We start from the raw sequence: 23669 nt of genomic DNA, 5'->3' as shown, positions 1-23669 counted from the left end.
CAGGGCGGCTACGCCTGTTCCGCCTGGGCGGACGAATCGTCCTGTTCGGTCGGCTCGGCCTGCTCGCCGGGCTCGGCCGCCGGTTCGGCGGAGTCCGCCGGGAGCACGCCGTTCTCCCGCGCCCAGGCGAGCAGGGCCTCGCGGGCCGCCTCCTTGCCGATCACGCCGCGGTCGAGCCGCAGGTCGAGCAGGAAGCGGTAGGCCTTGCCCACCAGCGGGCCGGGCTTGATGCCGAGGATCTCCTGGATCTCGTTGCCGTTGAGCTCCGGCCGGATCTTGGCGAGCTCCTCCTCCTGGGCCAGCCGGGCGATGCGCTGCTCCAGGTGGTCGTAGGTGCGCCACAGCGCCTGCGCCTTGCGCTTGTTGCGGGTGGTGCAGTCGGCCCGGGTGAGCTTGTGCAGCCGGTCGAGCAGATGGCCCGCGTCGCGCACGTACCGCCGCACCGCGCTGTCGGTCCACTCGCCCGTGCCGTACCCGTGGAACCGCAGGTGCAGCTCGACGAGCCGGGACACGTCCGCCACCACGTCCTTGGGGAAACGCAGCGCGCTCAGCCGCTTGCGGGTCATCTGGGCGCCGACCACCTCGTGGTGGTGGAACGAGACCCGCCCGCCCGGCTCCAGCCGCCGGGTCTTCGGCTTGCCCACGTCGTGCATGAGCGCCGCCCAGCGCAGCACCCGGTCCGGCCCGGACGTCTCCAGCGCGATCGCCTGCTCCAGCACGGTGAGCGTGTGCTCGTAGACGTCCTTGTGCCGGTGGTGCTCGTCGATCTCCAGCCGCAGCCGGGGCAGCTCGGGCAGCACCCGCTCGGCGAGGCCGGTGTCCACCAGCAGGGTGAGGCCCGCGCGCGGGTGCGCGCCGCAGATCAGCTTGTCGAGCTCGTCGCGGATGCGCTCGGCCGACACGATCTCGATGCGGTCGGCCATCCGGGTCATCGCCTCGCGCACCTTCTGGTCCACCCGGAACCCGAGCTGGGAGGCGAACCGGGCCGCGCGCAGCATGCGCAGCGGGTCGTCGTCGAAGGACCGCTCCGGCGGGCCCGGGGTGCGCAGCACCTTCGCGCCCAGGTCGGCGAGCCCGCCGTACGGGTCGACGAACTCGTGGCCGGGCACCCGCACCGCCATCGCGTTCACCGTGAAGTCCCGCCGCTCCAGGTCACCCTCGAGCGTGTCGCCGTACATCACCTCGGGCTTGCGGGACTTCGGGTCGTACGACTCGCTGCGATAGGTGGTGATCTCCAGCTGCCAGTCGCCCTTGCGCACGCCGACGGTGCCGAACTCGATGCCGACCGTCCAGACGGCGTCGGCCCACGGCCGTACGATCTCGAGCACCCGCTCGGGGCGCGCGTCCGTGGTGAGGTCGAGGTCGTGCCCGATGCGGCCGAGGAAGACGTCGCGGACCGAGCCCCCGACCAGGGCGAGCCGGTGCCCGCCCTTGGCGAACAGCTCCCCGAGCTCGTCGACGACGGGCGCGATGCGGCGGAACAGGTCGGCCACCGCCCGCTGCTGACTGTCAGTGAGATGTGAAACGGACAAGGCTGGGTAGGTCCTTCGGTCAGGAGACAGGTTCCCCGGAACGCGTGCCCGGCGAGCCGCCGGCCGCTACCGGCGCGCCCTCGTGGTCCGGCCGGTCGTGGGTCCGGAGGCGATGGGACGAGGCGAGGAGATCCGGCGATGAAAGACGCTCTCGCGATCCACCGCTGGCTCCTCGCACACCAGGTCCATCATGAAATCCTACGTCTTCCGCGATCGCTCTCGGGGGCCGAAGACCTGCCGGAGGCGCTTGGGGTGCCTTCCGAAACGTGCGTCAGCGTAGCGGTCTTCGAGGCGGCGTACGCGTCCGGCGCCGAACCCGTCGCGGTGGTCGCCTCGGTGGCGCATCCCCCCGACCCCCGGCGTGTCGCCGCGGCGGTCGGCGCGGCCGAGGTACGGCCCGCCCCCGCGTTCCTGGTCAACACGGTCACCGACTACGCGTCCGGGCTGGTCTGCCCGCTGCTGCTGCCCGCGGAGCTCACCGTGCTCGTCGACCGGCGGCTCGCCGACGGGCTCGACCCGGACCTCGCGGTCTACACGACCACCGGGGAGCGGGCGACCGCGCTGTGCCTGGCGGCGCGGGACCTGCTCGCGCTGGTCGCGGGCGAGCGGGTCGAGCTGCGCCCCGGGTCGCTCGCCCCGGACCGCTGACCCGGGCCACCGGATCCGGCCCGGCGTCCGAGCGGGTACGGCGAGCCCGAAAACCGCCCCGCCCGCTCCCGGGCGCCCCGGCCGCCGGAACCCGGGCGCGGCCCCGGGCAGGCCGTACCCGGCGCGCGGACCTGGGCAAACGCCGGGCGGGGCGCACGGCGTGCGCCACGACGCGCCGGTGCGTTCGAATTCGTCGATAGCATTCTGGGCGTGCGCCGAACCTCACCCCTGGCCGGCCCGTGATCCGTAGAGCAGCGTTGATCGTCGCGCTCGCCTCCGCCATGCTCGTCCCCGCGGAGGCGGGTCTCGCGAGCATTCCGCGTGCCGCCGCGGCCCAGGCGGGCTCGGGTGCCGCCGCCCCGGCCCGGCAGGTCGCGCGTGCCGCGGTCGGGGTGACCGTGGACCAGATCACCCCCGCGGTGCCGCGTGAGCCCACCACGCCGATCAAGATCGTCGGCACGGTGACGAACACCGGGAACACCGCGCTCACCGGGCTGCGGGTGCGGCTGCACTACTCGGCGCGGCCGTTCGAGCGGCGCGCCGACATGAGCGCGTACCTCGCCGGTCAGGGCGAGTTCGACCCGAGCTTCAACACGTTCACGCCGATCGAGCGGGTGGAGCCCGGCGGCAAGGCCACCTTCGAGGTGACCGTCACCCCGGCCGAGCTGAAGATGTCGCGGTTCGGCGCCTACCCGCTCACCGTCGAGATCATCGACCTGGTGGAGCAGCAGGTCGCGGTCGAGCGCACCTTCATCACCTACGCCCCCAGGGGCGAGCGGCTCACCCGCACCAGGCTCGCGCTCGCCATGCCGATCATCGACCAGCCGCGGCGGGCCGACGACGGCACCTTCATGGACGACGGGCTGCGCCAGTCGCTGTCCGGCAACGGGCGGCTCGCCCGGCTGCTGCGCATCGCCCAGCAGCAGCCCAAGGGCGTGACCTGGTTCGTCGACCCGGCGCTCCTCGACGACGTGCAGCGCACCACCCGCTCCTACACGCTGCGCAAGGGCGACGACGTGCAGACCCGGCCCGCCGACCCGGCCGCGGGCACCTGGCTCGCCGGCCTGCGCACCGCGCTCGCCGAGGCGCCGGCCGTGGCCACGCCGTACGCCGACCCGGACGTGGCCGCGCTCGTGCACAACGGCATCGACGACGCCACCGGCGAGGCGATCGCCCGGGGCGCCCAGCTCGCCGGGACACTGCTCGGCCGTACCGTGCCGGCCACCACGAACTGGCCGTACGGCGGGGTGCTCGACCGGGACGCGCTCGACGAGCTCGCGGTGAGCGGCGTGCGCACGCTGCTGCTCAGCGGCAACGCGCTGCCGCTGGAGTCCCCCACGGCGACCACGCCGGACGCGGCCACCACGATCGACGCGGTCTCCGGGAAGGTGACCGTGCTGCTCGCCGACCCGACGCTGAGCGCGCTCGTCGACGCCACGGCGCAGGGCGGCAATCCGGCGGCGCTGCGCCGGTTCGTCGCCGAGACCGCGGTGATCACGGCGGAGGACCCGAAGCGGGCCCGCACCGTGGTCGCCGCGCCGCGCCGCCGCTGGGACCCCGACCCCAAGGCGGTGCAGGAGCTGCTCGAGGTCGCGGGCTCGCTGCCCTGGCTGCGCCAGGTCACCCTCGACCAGATCAAGCCCGGCAAGCGCCCGCCGGCGCGCGGCGACCTGGTGTACGGCGCGCGGCAGCGCCGGGGCGAGCTGAGCCGGGCCTACCTGCGCCACGTGCGCGACCTGTCGGCGAAGGCCGGGCTGATCCGCACCGTCACCCACGCCTCGGCCAAGCCGTTCGAGGCCGCGCTGCTCCGGCTCGGCTCCTCGGCGTGGCGGGGGCGCGGCCGGGAGGCGCGCGCGTACGTCGAGCAGGTCCGCCAGGCGGTGAACGCCCAGATGGGCAAGATCTCGATCACCGGCAAGGGCCAGCCGCGGCTGCTCGCCGGCACGAACGGCAACGTGGCGATCAGCGTGCAGAACCGCATCGGCCGCCGGGTCGAGCTCAGCATCGACGTGAGGTCGAACGATCCCCGGCGCCTGGTGATCGACACCTACCGCCGGGAGATCTCGATCGAGGACGGGAACACCACCACGATCCAGGTCCCGATGCGCGCGCCGAACGGCGGTGACGCGCAGATCACCGTGCAGCTCGCCACCCGGAACGGCGTGCCGTACGGGGACCCGGTGGTGCTCAAGGTGAGCGCCACCGGCTACACCGGGATCGCCGCGGTGATCGTCGGGGGCGCGCTCACCGTCATGCTCGCCGCGGTGGTGCTGCGCATCCTGCGCACCCGGACGAGACGGAGACAGCGCGCCGACGGGACTCGCGAAGGGACGTCATGAACCGGTTGCTGCGCGCCGGGGCGATCATGGCCGCCGGCACGATGGTGTCGCGGGTGACCGGCTTCCTGCGCACCGCGGTGATCGCCGCCGCGATCGGCACCACGCTGCTCGGCGACGCCTACAACGTCGCCTACCAGATCCCCTTCATCCTGTTCGACCTGCTGATCGGCGGCATGCTCAGCAGCGTCATCGTGCCGAGCATCGTGCGCGCCCAGCAGCGCGACCCGGACGGCGGCGTCGCCTACGAGCAGCGGCTCATGACGCTCGCGCTGCTGCTGCTCGTCTCGGTCGCGACGCTCGGGGTGCTGCTCGCCCGGCCGATCATCGAGCTGTACACCAGCGACCTGACGCCGCGCGGGGTCGAGGTGGCGGCCACGCTCGCCCGGTACATCCTCCCGCAGATCGCGTTCTTCGGGCTGGGGGCGATCGCGGGCGCGATCCTCAACACCCGGGACCGGTTCGCCGCCCCGATGTGGGCACCCGTGCTCAACAACCTCGTGGTGATCGGGGTCGGGCTCACCTACATCGTGATCGTCGGCGGCACCGACGACATCAACGAGGTGACCGCGGGCGAGCTCGCCCTGCTCGGCCTCGGCACCACGGCGGGCATCGTGGCCCAGTCGATCGCGCTGGTGATCGCGCTGCACCGGGCCGGGTTCCGGTTCCGGCCGCGGTTCGACTTCCGCGGCAGCGGGCTCGGCGAGCTGGCCAGGCTCGGCGGCTGGGCCCTGGCGTACGTCGCGGTCTACCAGGTCGGCTTCGTGGTGACCACGAACCTCGCCACCGCGGCGGGCGTGCGGGCGGCCGCCGAGGGCGCGGACTACGGCGCCGGGTGGACCCCGTACAACTACGCCTACCAGCTCTTCCAGCTCCCGTACGGGATCATCGCGGTCTCCGTGATCACCGCGATGCTGCCCCGGATGAGCCGGTTCGCCGCCGAGGGGCGGTTCGACAGCGTGCGCGAGGAGTTCGCCTCCGGGGTGCGCACGGTCTGCTCGCTGATCGTGCCGGGCGGCGTGCTGCTCATGGTGCTCGGCCCGGCGGTCACCGTGCTCATCTTCTCGCACGGGGCGAACTCGACCGAGGACGCGATCTACATCGGCAACGTGCTCCAGGTGTTCGGGCTGGCGCTCGTGCCGTTCTCGCTCTTCCAGCTGCTGCTGCGGGTGTTCTACGCGCTCGGCGACACCCGCACCCCGGCGTTCATCGCGGCGGGCAACGCCACGTTCAACGCGACGCTGAGCGTGCTGCTGTACCTGGTGCTGCCCGCCAGGTACACGGTGCTGGGGCTGGCGCTGTCGTTCGCCGTCACCTACGTGGTCTCCTCGGCGGTGACCTGGATGCTGGCGAGCCGCCGGGTGGGCGGCCTCGGCGGGCGGCACGTGCTCGACGGGCTCGGCCGCATGTACGGCGCGGCGGTGCCGTGCGCGGCGCTCGCGCTGGGCGTGCTGTGGGCCACCCGCGGCCTGCTCGGCCTCGACGCCGTGGGCGCGATCGTCATGCTCGCGGCGGGGGGCGGCCTCGGCGCGGGCGTCTACTTCGTGCTCGCCAACCGCATGCGGATCCCCGAGGTGAAGTCGATCGTCGGCATGGTCGCCGGGCGGCTGGCCCGGTGACCGAAAAGACTCGCTGAGGCGGTAGACCAAAGGTCCGTTTCGCGCGTCTTCAACGCGGAGATCCACCGGGAGTACGAGCGAGGCGGCGCCGCACTACGATGGTGCGCCACGGGGGCCGGAAACGGCCCGAATCAAGCGAGTGGAAGCAGGAGGGCGTGGGCGGATCCACCCGGCATCGCGTACTGTGCGAATGCGCCGTTGAGCCGCTGGGCGGGGAGGGTGCATGAGCATGTCGGCCGTTGAACCCGGTGCGCGCCTGTCGGATCGCTTCCTGCTGGAGGACCGTGTCCACCAGGCCGGCGGGGCGACGCTGTGGAAGGCCACGGACGAGGTACTGGCCCGTCCGGTGGCGGTGCACACCTTCTCCCGCGACTTCGAGCGCATCGACGAGGTGGTGACCGCCGCCCGCGCCGCCGGGCGGCTCACCGACTCGCGGCTCACCCAGGTCTTCGACGCCGCCGACGACGGCGACACCGCGTACGTGGTGACCGAGTGGGTCACCGGCGAGTCGCTGATCGACCTGCTCGCCGGCGGGCCGCTGGAGCCCGAGCGGGCGGCCGGGCTCGTCGCCGAGGCGGCCGAGGCGCTCACGCACGCGCACGAGGCCGGGCTGGCCCACCTGATGCTCACCCCGGACCGCCTGGTGTGGACCGGGGGTGGAACGGTAAAGGTGCTCGGCCTCGGGGTCGACGCCGCGCTCACCGGCACGACGAGCGACGAGCCCGAGGCGGAGGACGCCCGCGGGCTCGGCCGGCTGCTGTACGCCGCGCTCACCGGCACCTGGCCCGGCGAGGAGGAGTGCGGGCTGCCGCCCGCGCCGACGACCGAGGACGGCAAGCCGTGCCCGCCGCGGCAGGTGCGGGCGGGCATCCCCGGCTGGCTCGACTCGCTGACCATCCGGGCCGTGCTGCAGGAGCCGTACAAGGGCCACCCGGCGCTCACCACCCCGGCCGAGATCGCCGCGGCGCTCGCCCACGTGCCGCGGCCCATGCCGGTCCCGGCCGCCACGCCGCCCGCGGTCCCGCTGCCCGGCGAGTCCGCCGACGGGTCGGTGACCCGGATCGGCGCCCCGCCCGGGATGCGCACCACCGGGGTGCAGCCCGCCCCGCAGTTCGCCACGGCCGCCACCCCGTCCTCCGGCGGCACCTCGATGAGCCGCGCCCTGGTGATCGGCATCGTGGCCGTCGTGATGATCGCGGTGGGCCTGGGCGCGTGGACCATGGGCCGCAACCTCGCCCAGCCCGAGACGCCGCAGGCGCAGGCGCCGACCCCGACCGCGTCGAAGAGCGCCGAGCCGGAGTCGCTCGAGGTGGTGAAGCCGGTGCGGGCCCGGGGCTTCGACCCGCTCGGCGACCGGAGGGAGCACCCGGAGATCGCGGCCGACGCGATCGACGGCAAGGACTCCACCGACTGGCACACCGACTCGTACACGAGCGCGGACTTCGGCCGGCTGAAGAAGGGCGTCGGCCTGCTGCTCGACATGGGCAAGTCGACGCGGATCGCCAACGTGGTGGTCTCGCTCGGCGGGCCCAAGGGGTCGTCGATCGAGCTCAAGGTGGGCGATTCCGACAAACTGGACGCGCTGAAGACCGTCGCCGAGAAGAACAACACCTCCGGGAAGGTCACGCTCACCCCCTCGAAGGAGGTGAGCGGTCGCTACGTTTTGATCTGGTTTACGCGGCTTCCGCCATTCGAAGGGGGCTTTCGTGGCACCATCTATGACGTAGTGGTGCATACCCCCGGATCGGCATAGCAGGACACGCCTTGTGAACCCTCAAGCAGATAATCGAACCTCCCCGGCAGGGCACGTGGCGCGGTCCGCGTTGTCCGACGCCGACCTCCTCCATAGACATATCAACGGCGATCCGCAGGCGTTCAGCGAGCTCGTCCGGCGGCACCGGGACCGCATGTGGGCGGTCGCGCTGCGCACGCTGGGCGATGCCGACGAGGCCGCGGACGCCGTGCAGGACGCGTTCGTCTCCGCCTACCGCAAGGCGGAGAGCTTTCGCGGCGAGGCGGCCGTCACAACGTGGCTCCACCGCATCGTGGTCAACGCCTGCCTCGACCGGATGCGCCGCAAGGCGGTGCGGCCGGTCGCGGACGACGAGCTCATCGAGGCGGCGGAACGCGACACGCCGCTGCCGGACCACACCGGCGACCGCGAGGTGTCGCTGGAGGTCTCGGCGGCGCTCCGGCTGCTGCCGCCCGACCAGCGCGCCGCGCTGGTGCTCGTCGACATGATGGGCTACTCCGTCGAGGACGCCGCCGCGGTGCTCGAGGTACCGAGCGGCACCGTGAAGAGCAGATGCGCACGCGGACGGGCCAAACTCGTTCCGATTCTTTCGCATTTGCGGAACCGATCTGAGCGAGCTCGCGTCTCATCCGCGAAGGGAGCAAGACTTCGTGACGGGTGACACGCATTACGACCTGGAGACCTTGGCCGAGTTGGCCGAGGGCCTCCTGGATGACGCCACGGCTCAGCAGGTCCGGGACCATCTCGCGATCTGCGATCCCTGTGGGGAGGCGCTCGCCGATCTCGCCGGGGTCCGTGAGGTTCTCGCGGCCATGCCGGTGCCGGCGATGCCGCTGGGTGTCGCGCTGCGAGTCGACAAGGCTCTCGCCGCGGAGGCCGAGCGCCGCCGTGCCGGCGCGCCCCTCGACCCCGGGCCGACCTTCCCGGAACCCGACTGGGACCGCATCATGGCGGACGCGCCCTGGGAGACCGGAGCGCCGTGGGAGGAGCCCGCGGCGGCCGGGGAGCGGGTGGCGGACCTCCCGCCGCTCGAGTCCCCGCGGTTGGTTCCGCTCGCCGCCACCGCGTCGGCCGACGAGGCCTCGCTCGACGGCGCGCCGGTGGCCGGTGCCTCGGGTCCGGCGAAGGTGAACGGCTCGCACCGGCCGGAGTCCCCGGCCGACGAGGAGTCCGGCACCGTGGTGCCGCTGCTCGCGTCCGCCAAGCGGCTTGACGGGCCGGCGGCGGACGAGCGCCCGCAGACCGCCGCGCCGGAGGCGGCCTCCGCCGACGACGCGTCCACCAAGCGGCCCGCGCTGGGCGTGGTCGCCGAGGACGGGAGCATCGTCGCGCCGAAGCGGCGCACGGGCTCGGCCCGGCGCCGGTGGCTGGTTTCGCTGTCCTCCGTGGCGGCCGCCGCGGCCGTCGTGGCCGGCGGCGTCACGGTGACGAACACCGTGCTCGCCGGGGGCGGGCAGAGCACCCCGCAGCACGCCGTCGCGGCGCCGTCCGCGTCGGCTCCGGCCGAGCGCACCGAGCCGACCCAGGAGACGCTCTCCGCGGACGTCGGCGGGCAGCAGGAGCGCGGCTCCCGGTTCGTCATCGGCGAGAGCGGCTACAACTACGCCGACGCCGAGCTCAAGGCGAACCTGGTGGCGTACTTCGGCTCCATGCCGAGCGGCGGCAGCGCGTCGGGCGACGCCAAGCTCAACCGCTGCATCAGCAAGCTCGTGGCGGCGGAGAAGAGCGACCCGATCGGCATCGACCGGGCCTACTACAACGGCAACGAGGCCCTCATCATGCTCTTCTGGCACAACCGGAGCCAGGACCTGGTGAAGGTGCGGGTGGTCAGCCCCGAGTGCAAGAACCTGCGCAAGCCGGGCCTGGCGACCTGGAACTGATCGTCGCGTGCCGGGGCCGGACCGAGCCCGTCCGGGCGGGGTCCGGGCTCCGGCCCGAGGCCCGGTTCCAGGGCCGGTGACCGGACGGAAAAAGACCCTCCGTGGCGCTCCGCGGAGGGTTTTTTCATTTCGTCTTCCATCCCTTGGAGCACCACCGGTGGCCGGGAATGTCTCGTGCCTAGGATCTGTTGACGCCACTGCAATCCGACGCGAAAGGCGAGACTGTGAGCGACGTCCGGAATGTGATCATCATCGGCTCGGGGCCGGCCGGCTACACGGCTGCCATCTACACCGCGCGTGCTGACCTGCGCCCGCTGGTCTTCGAGGGATCCGTGACCGCCGGCGGCGCGCTCATGAACACCACCGAAGTGGAGAACTTCCCCGGCTTCCCGGACGGGATCATGGGTCCGGACCTCATGGACAACCTGCGCAAGCAGGCCGAGCGGTTCGGCGCCGAGCTCGTCGCCGACGACGTGGTGTCCGTGGACCTGACGGCCACGCCGAAGGTGGTGCGCACCGCCACCGACACCTATCACGCCAAGGCGGTGATCGTGGCGACCGGCTCGGGGTACCGGGAGCTCGGGCTCGCCAACGAGAAGCGTCTGTCCGGCCACGGCGTGTCCTGGTGCGCCACCTGTGACGGCTTCTTCTTCCGCGACCAGGACATCGCGGTGGTCGGCGGTGGCGACTCGGCGATGGAGGAGGCGACGTTCCTCACCCGGTTCGCGCGGTCGGTCACCGTGGTGCACCGGCGGGACAAGCTCCGGGCGAGCAAGATCATGCAGGACCGGGCGTTCGCCAACGAGAAGATCACTTTCGCGTGGAACAGCCAGGTCGTCGACATCCACGGCGAGGACCGGGTGACCGGCATCCGGCTGCGCGACACCCAGACCGGCGAGGAGCGCGACCTCGCGGTGAGCGGCGTGTTCATCGCGATCGGCCACGACCCGCGCAGCTCGCTGTTCAAGGGGCAGCTCGAGCTCGACGAGGACGGGTACATCAAGGTGCAGTGGCCGACCACCAGGACCAACATCCCCGGCGTGTTCGCCGCGGGCGACGTGGTGGACCGCATCTACCGCCAGGCGATCACCGCCGCGGGCAGCGGGTGCGCCGCCGCGCTCGACGCCGAGCGCTGGCTCGCCGACCAGGAGGACTGACCGGCGGCCCATCCGCCGCAGGGCCGCGCACGCCTTCCTCGGGTACGGCGCGGCGGCGGGCGGCGGGGTCCGCCGACCGAGACCTGTGTGACCATCGAAACCGAACCACCGGCCGGACGAAGACGGCCGGCGCCCGCCCCGGCGGCAGTGGGCCGGGCGTTTCCGATCCGACGAACAACGAGGTGAGAGAACCGTGGGTGCCGTCAAGGAAGTGACCGACGCCTCCTTCGAGGCCGAGGTCCTGAAGAGCGACAAGCCGGTGCTGGTCGACTTCTGGGCCGAGTGGTGCGGGCCGTGCCGCCAGATCGCCCCGATCCTGGAGGAGATCGCGGCCGAGCAGGCCGACAAGCTGAAGGTCGTGAAGCTCAACACCGACCAGAACCCGAACACCACCCGGGACGCCGGTGTGCTCAAGATCCCGACCCTGAACGTCTACAAGAACGGCGAGGTCGTCAAGCAGATCATCGGCGCCAAGCCCAAGGCCCAGCTGCTGCGGGAGCTCGAGGGCATCATCTGACCCCGGCGACCGAGCCGACCGGCCGCCGCCGTCGCGGCACGCCGTACCCGTCGGCCCGCCTGAGGCGGGCGTGTGGTGGGAAGCCCTTCGCCATGCCGGTGAAGGGCTTCTTCCGTGCCGGCGGCCGTGACCCCGCACGCGGCCGCCTGGGGCGGGTACGGCCGGCCGTACCCGCCCCGGCCCGCGCAGCCGGGTACGGCCGGGCCTCAGACGGGCCGTAGCGCCCGCTCCGGGCTCATCGAGCCGAGGAGGCGCTCCAGGGCCACCTCGACGTCCTCACGCCACGAGAGCGCGGTCTTCAGCTCCAGCCGCAGCCGCGGATACCGCAGGTGCGGACGTACCGTCTTGAAGCCGACGGCGAGCAGGTACTCGGCGGGGAGCAGGCAGCCCGGCTCCTCCCACTTCAGGTCGCCGAACGCCTCGATGGCGCGCACCCCGCGCCGGGTGAGGTCCTTCGCCACCCCCTGCACCAGCATGCGGCCGAGCCCGCCCCCGGCGAACTCCGGCACGATGTGGGCGGTCATCAGCAGCACCGCGTCCGAGCTGACCGGGGACGTCGGGAACGCCACCGACCGGGGGACGTACGCCGGGGGCGCGTACAGGACGAACCCCGCGGGCACGCCGTCCACGTAGACGATCTTGCCGCAGCTCCCCCACTCGAGGAGCACCGACGAGACCCACGCCTCCTTCTCCAGGGCGGGGTCCCCGCTCTGCTGCGCCCGCTCGCCGCTCACCGGATCGAGCTCCCAGAACACGCACCGCCGGCACCGGCGAGGGAGGTCGTCCAGGTTGTCCAAAGTGACGTTGACAAGCCGACGCGACACCTCTGGTCCCCCATCCTGGTGGAGACGTTCTTTGGCCCGAACGCACGTCCGTTCCGGAAAAGCACGCGAAATCGGCGTCTCCCCGTGGCATCGTAACCGAGTACCCAGCGCGAGAAGCGGAATCCGCGCGAGGGTGCGCCGGTGTCCGAATCACTGCACGACGGCGCTTTTCGGTGCCTTGGGATTAAAGGGGGCGAGATGGCGGTAGCTGAGAGGCCCGGCTCGCCGCGCCGGCGTCACGGGCCCGTCCGGCGCCTCGTGCGGCACACCGGCCTGAAAAGGCATGAGAACCCCTGGCGTACTCTGGAGTATCCAGCGCTGTACGCGTAGAGCGATCACCGAGGAGGTGGGACCGTGACAACTGAGCAGGATCACGGTCGGACGACCGCGACCCACGGGTCGCGCATTGACGCCTACGTCGACCGGTACGCAGCCCGAGCTACCGGGATGGTCGCCTCCGAGGTCCGAGCTCTTTTCGCCGTCGCGTCGAGGCCCGAGGTGGTCTCGCTCGCCGGCGGCATGCCCTACGTCACGGCCCTTCCTCTCGACGCGGTCGGCGAACTCGTCGCCGAGCTGGTGGCGGACCGGGGCCCGGTCGCGCTCCAGTACGGCTCCGGCCAGGGTGACCCGCAGCTGCGTGAGCAGATCTGCGAGGTCATGCGGCTGGAAGGCATCGAGGCGGGCCCGGACGACGTGGTCGTCACCGTCGGCTCCCAGCAGGCACTCGACCTGATCACCCGCATCTTCATCGACCCGGGCGACGTGATCCTCGCCGAGGGTCCCTCGTACGTCGGCGCGCTCGGCACCTTCGCCGCCTACCAGGCGAAGGTCGTCCACGTGGACATGGACGACGAGGGGCTGATCCCCGAGGCGCTCGCCGAGGCGATCGAGGCCTGCGCGCGGGCCGGGCAGCGGGTGAAGTTCCTCTACACGATCCCGAACTTCCAGAACCCGGCCGGGGTCACGCTCTCCGCCGAGCGGCGCGCCCGGGTGCTGGAGATCTGCCGGCGGGCCCGCGTGCTCGTCGTCGAGGACAACCCGTACGGCCTGCTCGGGTTCGACGGCGAGCCGATGCGGGCGCTGCGCGCCGAGGACCCGGACGGCGTGGTCTACCTCGGCTCGTTCTCCAAGACCCTCGCCCCCGGTTTCCGGGTCGGGTGGGCGCTCGCCCCGCACGCCATCCGGGACAAGCTCATCCTCGCGATGGAGTCGGCGGTGCTGTCGCACTCCACGTTCGCCCAGCTCGCCGTGGGGCGGTACCTGGAGACGCAGCCGTGGCGCGAGCAGATCAAGGCGTTCCGCGAGCTGTACCGCGAGCGGCGCGACGCGATGCTCGACGCGCTGCCGAAGTTCCTGCCCGAGGGCTGTACCTGGACCCGGCCGGCCGGCGGCTTCTTCGTCTGGGTCACGCTGCCGGAAGGGCTCAACTCCAAGGCGATCCTGCCCCGCGCCGTGGCGGCCCGGGTCGCCTTCGTCCCGGGCACCGGCTTCTACGCCGACGGGCAGGGCACCCGGCAGATGCGGCTCTCGTACTGCTACCCCGAGCCCGACCGCATCCGCGAGGGCGTGCGCCGGCTCGGCAGCGTGATCGAACAGGAGCTGGAGGTCCGCGACACGTTCGGCGCCGGCGCCGGGCGGCACCGGCCCGGAGTCGACACGCCCGGTCCGGACCTGGCCTGACAACCGGTACGGCTGACGCCTTAGGGTAGGGCGTCAGCCGTACATTGGTCAGCGACACAAGAAAGGCTCCCCCGATGAGTGATCTCGGCCATGTGCTGGTGCTGGCCGGCGGGCTTTCCTACGAGCGCGAGGTCAGCCTCCGCTCGGGCCGCCGGGTAGCCGAGGTGCTGCGGTCGAAGGGAGTCGAGGTCGAGACGAGGGACACCGACGCGACCCTGGTGCCGTCGATCCTCGCCGACCCGCCGGACGCCGTGTTCGTCACGTTGCACGGCGGCAGCGGCGAGGACGGGGCGATCCGCTCGGTGCTGGAGTTGCTGTCGGTGCCCTACGTCGGGGCCGGGCCGGACGCCTGCCGGGTGGCGTACGACAAGCCGACCGCCAAGGCGGTGGTGCGCTCCTGGGGCCTGCGTACTCCCGACTCGGTGGCCCTGCCGAAGGAGACCTTCCACGACCTGGGCGCGTCGGCGGTGCTCGACCGGATCGTGGAGCGTCTCGGCCTGCCGTTGTTCGTCAAGCCGTCCCGGGGCGGCTCGGCCCTCGGCGCGTCGATCGTGCGCAAGGCCGAGGAGCTGCCCGCCGCGATGGTCGGCTGCTTCGCCTACGGCGACACCGCCCTGATCGAGAAGTACGTGGAGGGTGTGGAGGTCGCGGTCTCCGTGGTGGACCTCGGGGACGGCCCGGTCGCCCTGCCCCCGGTGGAGATCGTGCCCGACGGGGGCGTGTACGACTACGCCGCCCGGTACACCGCGGGCCAGACCGAGTTCTTCGCCCCCGCCCGGCTGCGCCCCGAGGTGGCCGAGTCCTGTCTCGCCATGGCGGTCGCCGCCCACGAGGCCCTGGGCCTCCGCGACATCTCCCGCACCGACATCATCGTCGACCACGACGGCAACCCGCACTTCCTCGAGGTCAACGTCGCCCCCGGCATGACCGAGACCTCGCTGTTCCCCATGGCCGCCGAGGCCGCCGACCGCGACCTCGGCACCCTCTGCACCCGCCTCCTGGAGATCGCCGCCGCCCGCGGCTGACCTCCCCCGCCCACCCGACGCGCCAGGCCGTACCTCGGCCCCTCGGATTCCCCCGAGCAAGCCGGTCTGACGCCGACCGCGACGACGAGCGTCCCCACGCCGGCCGCCACGACAGGGCAGGCCGGGTACGGCCCGGCGCAGTAGGCGCCATCCGCGAAGCGCGCGTGCGAGCGGGCGACCATGGCGGAGTGACGACACAGGATGCGGACGGCGCCTGTGTCCAGAGGCATTGCAGATCGGCCCCACCGGGTGGCATACGGCCCGGGCAGACAGCGAATTCACGACCCGCCGCCTGTCCGCAAGTCGGTCCCCGCCGTCTCCGGTCCATATCAGCGAGTTCCTCCGTCACCGATCGCTTACGGGCGCTACGCAATGGTGGTCCCGGACCGGGTGATCGCCCATTGACCCCGATGTACGGTCAGCGCATCTCGCTACCCGGATACGTGCGCCCTCCGTCATGTGCCGCCCCGCTCCGGCACTCGAGTCAGCGACGCCCGGACACCGCCATCTCGTCCTCGGCTCCGATCGTCCTGCAGCCACTGTGGCGGGCCGACCTCCCGGATGAGGCTCTGCACGTCCGGCCCGTGCATGCGGACTCCAAAAACAGATCGGCGAGAAGGTGTCCCCAACGTGAGCGGTTCGTCAGGCGAGGAGGCGACGTCCGCCGGCCGCGATAGCTGGACCTCCGGGGGCCTTGGCCCGACGCTATACCTGCCGGCAGCGCCCCCAGTGGTTTCACGTGAAACATGGATAGGCCAATGGGGGCGATCCCGGTCGATGTCACCTTCGTCGGCGGGAGCCGGAAGAGAACCCTGACGTCACCCCTCTGGGGACGGGGAGCGTTCGGGTGTCAGTGGACGCTGGAACCGATGCCCTCAGGGTTCGGCGATCGGGAAGCCTTGCCGGCTCCTGCGTCTGGCCTTCGGCCTCACCCCGCCGATGGCATCTCCACTGCGCCGGAAGCGGTGCCCCGGTGCCGACCGCGTCCTGTGCAGGGATGCGGTTGAGGCGCGTGCGGCCCCACGGCGTAGCCTGGCCTGAGATCGGATCGATGGATGGGTCACCCGTCTCGGGAGGGATCGGTCGCCGTGCTCAACACCGACTTCGCGAGTGACAACCACGCCGGTGCGCACCCCGCGGTGATGGCCGCGATCGCCGCGGCGAACACCGGATACACGCCCTCGTACGGCGACGACCCCTGGACGGCGACCTTCCGCGAACGCATCAAGGAGGAGTTCGGGGACGAGGCGACCGGCTTCGCCGTGCTGAACGGCACGGGCGCCAACATCCTCGGCCTCTCGCTGCTGCTCGGGAACCGCTACGAGGCGGTGATCTGCCCCGAGTCGGCGCACATCGCCACCCACGAGGGCGGTGCCGCCGAACGCCAGCTCGGCACGAAGCTCATCACCGTCCCCACCGCCGACGGCAAGCTCACCCCCGACGACGTGACCTCGCGTCTGCACGGCCTGGGCGTCCCGAACGAGGTCCAGCCCAAGGTCGTCTCCATCTCCCAGGCGACCGAGGTCGGCACCTGCTACACGCCCGATGAGGTGGCCGCGATCGCCGAGGTCGCCCACGCGCACGGCCTCCTGCTCCACATGGACGGCGCTCGGCTCGCCAACGCCGCCGCGTACCTCGGCTGCTCGCTGCGCGCTCTCACCACGGATGCCGGCGTGGACGTGGTCGGCTTCGGCGGCACCAAGAACGGCGCGGTGTTCGCCGAAGCCCTCGTCGTGCTCCGCCCTGAGCTCGCCGCGAAGGTTCCCTTCCTCATCCGCCAGTCCCTGCAGCTGGCCTCCAAGACCCGCTTCATCTCCGCCCAACTCACCGCCCTGCTCACCGACGACCTCTGGCGGAAGAACGCCGAACACGCGAACGCCATGGCCCGCCGCCTCGCCGACGGCATCGCCGGCCTCCCCCACATCACCCTCCGCTGGCCGGTCCAGTCCAACGCCGTCTTCGCCGCCCTCCCCCACGACGTCATCCGCGAACTCCAGACCCGCTACACCTTCCACGTCTGGGACCACACCGAGGGCGTCGTCCGCTGGATGACCGCCTTCGACACCACCCCCGAGAGCGTCGACGCCTTCGCCGCCGACATCGCCGCCGCCCTCAAGGCCATCTGATCGCCCACCCATGTTTCACGTGAAACCACTCCCCCACCGCCCTTGCCTCCGCGGCTCTCCGCAGTCAAAGAGCGTGCGTACCAGCGTGGCCGCCCAGGGCTGGGTCGACTGAGACCGTGGTCAGGAGATGGCGCAAGTAGCGGGTGCGGCAGCGCTGCCGGGCGGCGCCGGGCAGCGCGGCTCCGATCGCCTCTACAGGACCGACGTGGACGTCGGAGACCACCAGCCGCACGCCCGACAGGCCGCGGGCGACCAGGTCGCGCAGGAACGAAAGCCAACCGGCCCCATCCTCGCGGCTTGTGACCTCCGTGCCGAGAATCTCCGCTGCCCGTTGGCATTGACCGCACCCTCATCGGCCTATCCATGTTTCACGTGAAACCGTCTGGGTGCTGCCTGCAGCCAGTCTGGGCAAGCCTCGGAAGGTCTGGCAGTCCCTGCGACTATGGCACCCGCTTCTGCCGTCTGGCGATATGGCCTGCGCCTGGCCGGTGTGTCGTGGAAGACGGCCGGCCGCTGCGACGGGCCGCCGAACGCTTCGGCGTAAGCCACACCACCGCTGCACGATATGCCGCCCGTGTCGGCAACTGGGCGCCGCCGGCATGCTCGACCGCTCCAGCCGCCCTCATCGCAGCCCTCGGCGTACGGCACCGCAGGTCGAGGCACAGGTGATCGCCCTGCGCAGGGCACACGCATCGGCCCGGCCAGGCCGGCCGCCCGTGTCGGCATCGCCTCCTCCACCGCTCACCGCATCTTGACCCGCAACGGCCTGCCACCACTGTCGGCCTGCGACCGGGCCACCGGCGAGCCCGTCCGCCGCTATGAGCACCCCCACCCCGGGGACCTGGTCTGCATTGACGTCCAAAAGCTCGGCCGAATCCCGATGGCGGCGGGCATAAGGCGTTCGGGCGGGCCATCGGCCGTGCCAACCGGCACCGGGACGGCAGCGCTACCGGTATTTGCACACCGCCCTCGACGACCACTCCCGCCTGGCCTACACCGAAGCCCTGCCGGACGAGACCGCCGCCACCTGCGCCGCCTTCCTGCCCCGTGCCACGACCTGGTTCGCCGCCCGCGGGATCACCATCACGCGTGTCCTGACCGGCAACGCCTGGGCCTATTCGAAAACCACTTGGTTGTCGGCCTGTGCCCGGCTGGGCATCCGCCCGTGCCGGACCCGGTCGCGGCGGCCCCAGACCAACGGCAAGGTCGAGCGATTCCACCGCACCCTGCTGGAGGAGTGGGCTACCACCGGCCCTATCTCTCAGAGTCCGAACGGCAGGCGGCTTTCGGCGACTGGCTGGACTGGTACAACTACCACCGGCCCCACACCGGCATCGGAGGTCAGACCCCAGCCAGCCGCGTCACTAACCTGTCCGAACAGCACACCTAGGTCGCTCGGGGCTGCCAGGACGACGAAGGTCCCCACGATCGTTTGTGACGACAGACCCCGACGCCCTTCTGACCGCACCGTCGTCAAGATTGACGACTGGGCTCGGCCACCCGCCCCGAACCGGGCGCCCACTCAAGCTCACCGACGCCGAACCGCTCACCCTGGCCGTGGCCCAAGCCCTGCCCGGCATCCGCTCCGAAACCCGGTGGCTGCGGCTCTACGAGAGGCCACAGCGGCCACATGGGCGGCGGCGGACTGCCACTACCGCAACAGGGCAAGCTCCCCTCCTCGCCCCTGTTTCACGTGAAACAACTCCTTATCCCAGTCCGGAGCGGCGATCGGATGAGTCCTCGCCGTGCCGGCACAATGCCCAGCACCCAACGTCGCCGCGGCATGACGGCCGGGCAGTCGCAGTAAGACGCGGGCTCGCTCTCGACGAGGATGAAGAAGAGCCGTCAGGACATCGACCTCCGGCGCCTCGCCAGCGATACGAGAGGCAACGGGTTCCGCGGTTTCACGTGAAACATCAACTCCGACTCCTCCCCGCCGCGATTGGCGCTCCTCGCGTAGCTCGGAGGAGTGGACACCGCCACGCGTCCGCCCTGCTTGCACCGGAGGCGAAGCCGGGAGGGCCGTTGTCAGCTGCCAAAGCCGACGATGCCACCGTCGCATCGAAGGGTACGGGTGCCGCACCGCCGTCATCTCGGTCCCGACATTGCGTGCCGTCGCAGGAGCCGACCGCGTCAAACCAGGCCGAGACCGCGTTCGCCGGGTCGCCGGGGAACGGGTGCAGGCTTCGCCCGGCGGAGGACCGGGTGCAGGGTCCGGGTTCGGCGCCATCCACCGCCCGGTGGCCGACCTGTGCGGACGTCCACAAAGGGCCAACCGGCTCCCGGGCGCTTACCGCTCCTGCTCCGGACGCTATGTTTCACGTGAAACCACTCCCCCGCTGGGGTGCACGGAGGTCGCCAACCGTGGAGAGCCTCGGGCGCGCGGACGTATGCGGAGTGCCGCCATCGACGCGTCCCTCGCGGGTCCGACGCGTCCGGCGTACCGCACAGGCGTTGCAGACCGGCCCTAGACGATTAGGTCCTACGTCGCTTCGGGGCGGGCTGCCAACACGCCGAAGGATGCCGGCGATCCGCGTGCGGCAACAGACCTTGACGCCTCCATCCCGGCGAGCGGTACCTCAAACCGGTCCGGCAGCTCCTCGAGTCGGTCAACGACACCCTCGAAGGACAGCTTGATCTGGAGCTGCACGGCGGCAGGACGCCGCTGCGCGTCGCGGTGGGCGTCGCCGAGCGCATTCTGGCTCTGAGCGCGGCGATCTGGAACAACCGGGCCACGGGCGCGCCTTTTTCCCGTCCGCTGATCGCCTAGAACTTCGACCGGGTTCGGAAATACTCGCCCAGGTGATCGGGCGACACGTGAGACGCCATGATGCCGTCGAACGCCCTCGGCCGTGATCGTCGCGGAGGGCGGCCATCGTTGCGCCAGGCTGTATTGCAGTGCCTGACCAGATCTCAAGGACGTAGCCGCCAGGAGCCACCGAGCCTCCCTGTGCCGTGCGAGCGCATGGCGAACGGCGTCAGCAAGAGAAGCCCAGGGGCGTCCAGGCGGACAGGGTCCGGGTGCCGGCCGTACGCGTATCCGCGCCTGCCGCCATGCGGTACGTGCTCGCGGCCAGCGGGCCGAGCTTCGTACCCCTCTTCCGAAAGCGGGATGCCCCTCCTCAAGAAGAGGGATGGTGACCCGTGCGCTGGGCGGCGCACCCGAGTCCCCCTCTCGAGGGCTGCGGCGGTGACGTGGCTACCCGGTGCCTCGGGTGCGCTGCCCTGGTCGCACTGAAACAGGGCTCGGTGCCGACGATCGCCGCGTGGGATTCTCCGGGTGACGTGGGTGCCGATGGTCGCACCGGCCTTGCCCCGGTACCCCGAAGGCGCGCTGCCGCGCGCGTGTCCGGGATGGCCCCGGTGGCCGGAGGGTGATGGCGGGGTTTCGGTGGTGCAGGCCGTGGGTGGCGACGAGTCGCCCCTAGCCGGAGGTGGAGCCGGAGGAGGTGCGCATGGTGTTGAGGGCGTCGGGGGCCATCGAGGAGAGGATGCGTTCGAGGTCCTCCACCGAGGCGAACTCCACGACGATGCGGCCCTTGCGCTTGCCGAGGTCGACCTTCACCCGGGTCTCGAAGAGGTCGGAGAGGCGGTCGGAGAGCTCCTTCAGCTCGGGCGGTGGTGGTTGCTTGGTGGGCCGGCGGCGCGGCGTGGGGCCCGCGGTGGCCTCGCCGAGCTGCACGATCTCCTCGACCGCGCGTACCGAGAGGCCTTCGGCCACGATGCGCTTGGCGAGGTGCTCCTGGGCCGCGGGGTCGTCGAGGGCGAGCAGGGCGCGGGCGTGGCCCGCGCTCAGCACACCCGAGGCGAGGCGGTTGTGGATGGACGGCGGCAGGGTCAGCAGGCGCAGCATGTTGGTGATGTGCGGGCGGGAGCGGCCGACCTTGCGGGCGAGCTGCTCGTGCGTCACCCCGAAGTCGTCGAGGAGCTGCCGGTAGGCGGCAGCCTCCTCCAGCGGGTTGAGCTGCTCCCGCTGCAGGTTCTCGATCAGCGCCTCCCGGAGCATCTCGTCGTCCTGGGTGTTGCGCACGATCGCGGGGATCTGCTTCAGGCCCGCCAGCTTGCAGGCCCGGAGGCGGCGTTCCCCCATGATGAGCTCGAACCGGCCGCCGTCCTTCGGCCGTACCACCACGGGCTGGAGCAGGCCGACCTCCTGGATGGAGGTCGCCAGTTCGGCGAGCGCGTCCGGATCGAAGTTGTCGCGCGGCTGCCGCGGGTTCGGGTCGATCAGCTCGACGTCGATCTCCTGGAAGTACGCCCCGGCGACCGGCGCCGCCTCGGAGGTGGTGCCCCCCGCCTGGGCGGGCCCATGCTGCGCCATGGGCTGCACGATGGGACCGGTGGGGATGAGGGCCCCCAGCCCTTTCCCCAGTCCACGCCGCGGCCGGTTACTCACTTGCCCTCCCCACGTGGAACACCCACGCGTCTAGCGTCATGCTGCTGGTGGATCGGCGTCCCCCGCGCGCGTCGACGGGTCAGCCGGTCACGCTCGCGCCGCGGAACGCGATCTCGCGGGCCGCGTCGGCGTAGGCCATCGCACCGCTCGACCCCGGGTCGTAGGTGATGACCGACTGGCCGTAGCTCGGCGCCTCGGACACCCGTACGCTTCGCGGGATCACCGTCCTGAGGACCGTATCACCGAAGTGTGCCCGGACATCCTCGGCGACCTGTGCGGCGAGCCGTGTCCGGCCGTCGTACATGGTGAGCAGCGCGGTGGAGACGGAGAGCTTCGGGTTGAGGTGGGCGCGGACGAGCTCGACGTTCTGCAGCAGCTGGCTGAGCCCTTCCAGCGCGTAGTACTCGCACTGGATGGGGATCAGCACCTCGGCCGCCGCGACCATGGCGTTCACCGTCAGCAGGCCGAGCGAGGGCGGGCAGTCGATGAAGATGTAGTCGAGCTCGATCTCCTTGAACTCGTTGATCGCCTTCAGCAGGCGCGACTCCCGGGCCACCATCGACACGAGCTCGATCTCGGCACCGGCGAGGTTGATCGTGGCGGGTGCGCAGTAGAGGTTCGGCATGTCCGGCACCGGCTTCACGATCTCCGCCAGCGGCATGCCCTCGATCAGCACCTGGTAGACCGACGGCACGTCGCCGCGGTGCTCGATCGACAGCGCCGTGGAGGCGTTGCCCTGCGGGTCCAGGTCGATGACGAGGACGCGCTGGTTGTGCATCGAGAGCGCCGCCGCGAGGTTCACCGCCGTGGTCGTCTTGCCGACGCCGCCCTTCTGGTTGGCGATCGTGATCACACGACGTCGCGCCGGCCGCGGCCACTCCTCCTGGCTACGCGAGGAGTAGCCGACCAGGGACGGGGATGGAGGAGTCGGAGTTGATGTTTCACGTGAAACCACGGAACTCATTGCCTCTCGTACCGGTGGCGAATCGCCGGAGGTCGGGGGAATCAGCGCATCGCTTCTCGTCATTTCTACCGGCTTTTGTGCGGATGCGGCAGTATCCGCGGGCCGACCGGATCCGGAAGGGCGGCCGTCCGGTACGGCACCGCCGCCCGCCGGTCGTCCCGTCCCCTGGCCGATGGTCATCGCCGCCTCTTCCGTCGCCGCTTGTCCTGGCCGCCCGGCCCGCGCCGCCCTCCCCCGCGTTCGCCCGCCGGGCCGGTCCGCCCGGCGAACACACGGACGAGGGTGGCGGGTGGATCGACCTTACCGCGACCGACCGTGACCAGCTCGGCGCGGCGCGCCCCCGTCTTCCGCAACGCGTCGCCTGCCGCCTCCAGCTCCTCGGCGGCACGCTCCCCCTTCACCGCGAGCAGCCGGCCGCCCTCGACGAGCAGGGGCATCGACCACAGCAGCAGGCGGTCGAGCGGAGCGACGGCCCGGGCGCAGGCCACGTCGAACAGGCGCGTGCCCGCCACCTCCTCCGCCCGGCCGCGCAGCACCTCCGCGTTGTCGAGCTTGAGCGCCTCCACGCACTCCTCGAGGAAGACGGTCCTGCGCAGCAGCGGCTCGAGCAGGGTCACCGTGATGTCCGGCCGGATGATGGCGAGCACGATCCCGGGCAGGCCGGCGCCGGAACCGATGTCGACGAGCCGTACCCCCTCCGGAACCGCCTCGGCCACCACGGCGCAGTTGAGCAGGTGCCGGTCCCAGATCCGCGGCACCTCGCGCGGCCCCAGCAGGCCGCGCACCACCCCGGGCCCGGCCAGCAGCTCCGCGTACGCCTGCGCCTTGGCCCACGCGTCGCCGGAGAAGATCTCGCGTGCCACCGCAGGCGCGTCGGGAAGTTCGTTGGTTTCCGCCATCACACACTCGTCATCACGATCTGCGAGTAAGCGTAGTCCTGGGTCGCCCGCCTCCACGGCACCACCCGTGCCGACGTCGGCCGTCCGCCTGCCACGTCCCGCCCTCCTCACACTCTGCCGCCCGGGACCCATCCGGTCCCGCGCTCCCCCACATCCTGTGGACAACGTTTCCGGCACCGGCCCGCCCGGGCCCGGCTCCGTACCACCTTTCCACAGCCGTCCACCACCCTGTCCCGCCCACAGACCGCCGTCCGCGATGGGCCTGGACGAGGAACGACCGGCGAAAATCCCCCTCGCGGCAGCGGCCCGGCCT

Annotated in this window: 16 protein-coding genes and 4 pseudogenes; 14 read left to right on the top strand and 6 right to left on the bottom strand. The window is 71.7% G+C overall.

Going from position 1 to position 23669, the window contains the following annotated elements; all coding sequences use genetic code 11:
- Positions 1-8: 8 nt before the first annotated feature.
- Complete coding sequence (locus FHX40_RS23425; RefSeq protein ID WP_142262133.1) at positions 9-1532, bottom strand: CCA tRNA nucleotidyltransferase; 1524 nt, start codon at positions 1530-1532, stop codon at positions 9-11.
- 138 nt (positions 1533-1670) lie between these two features.
- On the opposite strand from FHX40_RS23425, the gene FHX40_RS23420 reads away from it, so the two are divergent.
- The 8 genes from FHX40_RS23420 (at position 1671) to trxA (ending at position 11442) form a co-directional block, all read left to right on the top strand.
- On the top strand, positions 1671-2180 hold the full coding sequence (locus FHX40_RS23420; protein ID WP_142262132.1) for an aminoacyl-tRNA deacylase: 510 nt from the start codon (positions 1671-1673) through the stop codon (positions 2178-2180).
- A gap of 239 nt (positions 2181-2419) precedes the next feature.
- On the top strand, positions 2420-4519 hold the full coding sequence (locus tag FHX40_RS23415; protein WP_142262131.1) for a DUF6049 family protein: 2100 nt from the start codon (positions 2420-2422) through the stop codon (positions 4517-4519).
- Positions 4516-6135 (top strand): murein biosynthesis integral membrane protein MurJ, encoded by a 1620-nt coding sequence (gene murJ / locus FHX40_RS23410; protein ID WP_142262130.1) that lies wholly within the window; start codon positions 4516-4518, stop codon positions 6133-6135. Before FHX40_RS23415 ends, murJ begins: the two co-directional genes overlap by 4 nt.
- 229 nt (positions 6136-6364) lie before the next feature.
- Positions 6365-7888: a protein kinase family protein gene (locus FHX40_RS25305; RefSeq protein ID WP_170198976.1), complete on the top strand. Its 1524-nt coding sequence runs from the start codon at positions 6365-6367 to the stop codon at positions 7886-7888.
- 70 nt (positions 7889-7958) lie between these two features.
- The gene (gene sigM, locus FHX40_RS23400; protein ID WP_229788462.1) at positions 7959-8549 is read left to right on the top strand and encodes an RNA polymerase sigma factor SigM; all 591 of its coding nucleotides are present in this window, start codon (positions 7959-7961) and stop codon (positions 8547-8549) included.
- A complete protein-coding gene (locus tag FHX40_RS23395; protein ID WP_142262128.1) occupies positions 8539-9768 on the top strand; it encodes an anti-sigma factor family protein in 1230 nt (409 codons plus the stop codon). The genes sigM and FHX40_RS23395 overlap by 11 nt, the downstream gene beginning before the upstream one ends.
- Before the next feature lie 224 nt (positions 9769-9992).
- The gene (gene trxB, locus FHX40_RS23390) at positions 9993-10925 is read left to right on the top strand and encodes a thioredoxin-disulfide reductase (protein ID WP_142262127.1); all 933 of its coding nucleotides are present in this window, start codon (positions 9993-9995) and stop codon (positions 10923-10925) included.
- A 193-nt stretch (positions 10926-11118) separates the two neighbouring features.
- Positions 11119-11442: a thioredoxin gene (gene trxA, locus FHX40_RS23385; RefSeq protein ID WP_142262126.1), complete on the top strand. Its 324-nt coding sequence runs from the start codon at positions 11119-11121 to the stop codon at positions 11440-11442.
- 206 nt (positions 11443-11648) lie between these two features.
- Here the strand turns inward: trxA and FHX40_RS23380 are convergent, their stop codons facing one another.
- Positions 11649-12266 carry a GNAT family N-acetyltransferase gene (locus FHX40_RS23380; protein ID WP_142262125.1) on the bottom strand — a complete coding sequence of 206 codons (618 nt, stop codon included), beginning with the start codon at positions 12264-12266 and terminating at the stop codon, positions 11649-11651.
- A gap of 447 nt (positions 12267-12713) precedes the next feature.
- Between FHX40_RS23380 and FHX40_RS23375 the strand changes: the two genes are divergently transcribed.
- From FHX40_RS23375 to FHX40_RS23365, 3 genes are all read left to right on the top strand, one after another.
- Positions 12714-13946 carry an aminotransferase-like domain-containing protein gene (locus FHX40_RS23375; protein ID WP_142262124.1) on the top strand — a complete coding sequence of 411 codons (1233 nt, stop codon included), beginning with the start codon at positions 12714-12716 and terminating at the stop codon, positions 13944-13946.
- 74 nt (positions 13947-14020) lie between these two features.
- Positions 14021-14971: a D-alanine--D-alanine ligase family protein gene (locus tag FHX40_RS23370; protein ID WP_142262123.1), complete on the top strand. Its 951-nt coding sequence runs from the start codon at positions 14021-14023 to the stop codon at positions 14969-14971.
- A gap of 1055 nt (positions 14972-16026) precedes the next feature.
- Entirely contained in the window at positions 16027-17097 is a 1071-nt protein-coding gene (locus FHX40_RS23365) for a threonine aldolase family protein (protein ID WP_142262122.1), read from the top strand.
- A gap of 63 nt (positions 17098-17160) precedes the next feature.
- Here the strand turns inward: FHX40_RS23365 and FHX40_RS23360 are convergent.
- A pseudogene (locus tag FHX40_RS23360) lies at positions 17161-17419 on the bottom strand (transposase); the annotation flags it as partial.
- Between the two features lie 140 nt (positions 17420-17559).
- Between FHX40_RS23360 and FHX40_RS23355 the strand changes: the two are divergent.
- The 3 pseudogenes from FHX40_RS23355 to FHX40_RS26325 form a co-directional block, all read left to right on the top strand.
- Positions 17560-18487: pseudogene (locus FHX40_RS23355) on the top strand (IS481 family transposase).
- A gap of 44 nt (positions 18488-18531) precedes the next feature.
- A pseudogene (locus tag FHX40_RS26330) lies at positions 18532-18702 on the top strand (IS982 family transposase); the annotation flags it as partial.
- 958 nt (positions 18703-19660) lie between these two features.
- Positions 19661-19867, top strand: a pseudogene (locus FHX40_RS26325) (IS982 family transposase); the annotation flags it as partial.
- A 654-nt stretch (positions 19868-20521) separates the two neighbouring features.
- On the opposite strand, the gene FHX40_RS23340 reads toward FHX40_RS26325, so the two are convergent.
- The 3 genes from FHX40_RS23340 to rsmG all read right to left on the bottom strand — a co-directional run bounded on the left by FHX40_RS23340 (position 20522) and on the right by rsmG (position 23356).
- Positions 20522-21418 carry a ParB/RepB/Spo0J family partition protein gene (locus tag FHX40_RS23340; RefSeq protein WP_142262120.1) on the bottom strand — a complete coding sequence of 299 codons (897 nt, stop codon included), beginning with the start codon at positions 21416-21418 and terminating at the stop codon, positions 20522-20524.
- Positions 21419-21572: 154 nt separating this feature from the next.
- A complete protein-coding gene (locus tag FHX40_RS23335; RefSeq protein WP_142262119.1) occupies positions 21573-22520 on the bottom strand; it encodes a ParA family protein in 948 nt (315 codons plus the stop codon).
- Positions 22521-22633: 113 nt separating this feature from the next.
- The gene (gene rsmG / locus FHX40_RS23330) at positions 22634-23356 is read right to left on the bottom strand and encodes a 16S rRNA (guanine(527)-N(7))-methyltransferase RsmG (protein WP_142262118.1); all 723 of its coding nucleotides are present in this window, start codon (positions 23354-23356) and stop codon (positions 22634-22636) included.
- Positions 23357-23669 lie beyond the last annotated feature (313 nt).

Origin of the sequence: Thermopolyspora flexuosa (assembly GCF_006716785.1) — a bacterium.
Lineage (GTDB): Bacteria > Actinomycetota > Actinomycetes > Streptosporangiales > Streptosporangiaceae > Thermopolyspora > Thermopolyspora flexuosa.
This window is presented reverse-complemented; position numbering and strand designations above follow the sequence as displayed.